The following is a 2,186-nucleotide window of genomic DNA, read 5'->3' on the forward strand; positions in this document are numbered from 1 at the left end:
TCACGTTGCGAACTATCTGCTTTGTGAGGATTATCGGTCAAGGTGGGGGAATTTTCAATGAGCGGTGTGGCGTATTTTTAAGTTACCGTATACATAGATTGGTTCGTTTTTGAACAAAGATTGAACAAAAAGGGAAAAACATGTACATATGGTACAATACTGCTGATGAACATTTGTCATTTGATCTGTGGATGTGAAAGGAAGCGATTGTGAATGGCAATTAACAAATACGAAGAAATCGCGCAAGCGGCAATTAAGCTATTCAAGCAAAAAGGGTACCACGCGACCTCCGTCCAGGATATCGCGGATGAAGTCGGTTTGCAAAAAGGAAGCCTGTATCACTACATTTCCAGCAAAGAGGAACTGCTGATGAAAATCACCCAGCAGTCAATCAGCGGATTCAACCGCCGCCTGGAAAAGATTATCGAAAGCCAGGTCCCTTCGAAAGACAAACTGATTCTGGCGATTCAAAACCATGTGTCGTTCGTGGCGGGCAATCTGGAAATGACGACCGTCCTGCTGCGGGAAGCGTTTTCGCTCGAACCAGAACATCATCAAGTGATCAAAGCGGAAACCGACCGATATCTCAATCTGTGGACGAAGATCATCGACGAGGGCGTCAAGGCCGGTGAATTTGAGTCGGGAAACAGCCGTCTGACGGCGCTCGCGATCCTCGGAAGCTGCAACTGGCTGCATCGCTGGTACAAAGAAAACGGACCGCTTACACCGGAAGAAATCGGCAGCTATTTCGCCCATATTTTTCTGGAAGGGATTCAAAAATAGCTGCATATCGCTCCCTCGCCCCTCATAAGGTCAAATGAGACCAATGAGAGCGAGGGAATTTTTTTGTACAAGCCGTTTGTGATCTGGTTAGCAACCGTTTTCGCGCTGATCGGGAGTTTATTGCTTGGAAACCTGTTGCTGCAAAAATCAGTAAATGCTGCTTCCGTCCTTTGTGCCGGGCCAACCAGAATCGCATCGGACGGCGTGGTGTATACGACCGTAAACGAAATGCCGGATCCGAACCCTAACAAGGCAGAACATGAACGGTTGGCTTCATTCAACTCCACAAACAAACTGCCAGATTCCGGTGACACCGGGGATGTCTTGTCGCAAAGCATTACCAGAACTGATCAAAAAGACATGATGCAGGAGGAAACAGCTTCACCGCTTCCGCCCGGCCGTTACGTCGCGCTCACATTTGACGATGGGCCCAGCCCGTATACACTACAGATTCTTGCGATTCTGAAGAGGTATCAGATTCGGGCAACGTTTTTTGTGCTCGGCTCGCAAGCCGCCGCCCACCCGGATTGGATCCGGCAAATCCATGAACAGGGGCATGTGATAGGCAATCATTCGTGGAATCATTCCGATCTGACCAAATTATCAAAAGAACAACTGTTGCAACAAGTCAATGCGACCAACCAACTGCTGGAAAGCTTGACGGGAGAACGGCCGTGTTTGTTCCGTCCCCCCTACGGGAAAACCGATCCGGAGGTCCGCTCTGCGATTGAAAATGCAGGGATGACCGCTGTCCTTTGGAATGTCGATCCGGCCGATTGGGATTTGAAGAAAACAGCCCCGGTACATGCCCGTGTGCAATCGGGTCTGCAGGAACACAGTCTGGTTTTGTTACATGACGGCGGCGGCCCGCGTCAACGCACAGTCGACTCATTGCCGGTCCTGATCGAACATCTCCTGCAACAAGGGTACCGATTCGTCACCGTCCCCGATTACTTACACCTGTCAAACAACAAGTGATAAAGAAAAATCTCCGTTTGCGAGCAACGATGTTTGATGCCGGCGCCATCACCCGACAAGTGGAGGAAACGAAATGTTTCTCACAGCAGTCGCAAGCTTTCTGGCACTCTTCTTTGCTGATAGTTGGTTTTCGCTCCACATGAATGGGTTCCAGTTCCAATAGGTCGTCCCGGACGGTTGCCTTCACAAGATCGTTGGGCGAATTTGCGCTCCCTGAAAAAAGTAAGCCGCCCAAGGGCGGCGCTTTGATCCTGAATCCGATTAGGAATTTCCTAAACAATGAAACGTTCCCGAAAACGAAAGGGCGACCCGCTAGAGGATCGCCCAATCAAACGCCTAGCGACGACCTACTCTCCCAGGGCTTCCTGCCCAAGTACCATCGGCGCTGGAGAGCTTAACTTCCGTGTTCGGGATGGGAACGGGTG

The 2,186-nt window shown here is 50.3% G+C and carries 2 protein-coding genes and 1 rRNA gene; 2 read left to right on the forward strand and 1 reads right to left on the reverse strand.

Translation table 11 applies throughout. The annotated features are described in order from the left end of the window. Nucleotides 1-213 precede the first annotated feature (213 nt). A complete protein-coding gene (locus C230_RS0100465; protein ID WP_018130137.1) occupies nt 214-783 on the forward strand; it encodes a TetR/AcrR family transcriptional regulator in 570 nt (189 codons plus the stop codon). A gap of 63 nt (nt 784-846) precedes the next feature. After that, nucleotides 847-1,761: a polysaccharide deacetylase family protein gene (locus C230_RS21075; RefSeq protein ID WP_018130138.1), complete on the forward strand. Its 915-nt coding sequence runs from the start codon at nt 847-849 to the stop codon at nt 1,759-1,761. 334 nt (nt 1,762-2,095) lie between these two features. On the opposite strand, the gene rrf is transcribed toward C230_RS21075, so the two are convergent. Then, nucleotides 2,096-2,186, reverse strand: a 5S ribosomal RNA gene (gene rrf / locus C230_RS21080); the annotation flags it as partial.

The sequence above is a fragment of the Effusibacillus pohliae DSM 22757 genome, from assembly GCF_000376225.1.
Classification (GTDB): Bacteria; Bacillota; Bacilli; order Tumebacillales; family Effusibacillaceae; genus Effusibacillus; species Effusibacillus pohliae.

Excerpts from the sequence above, each read along its gene's own strand:
- C230_RS0100465 (WP_018130137.1), top strand. The coding sequence starts at position 214 with ATGGCAATTAACAAATACGAAGAAATCGCGCAAGCGGCAATTAAGCTA.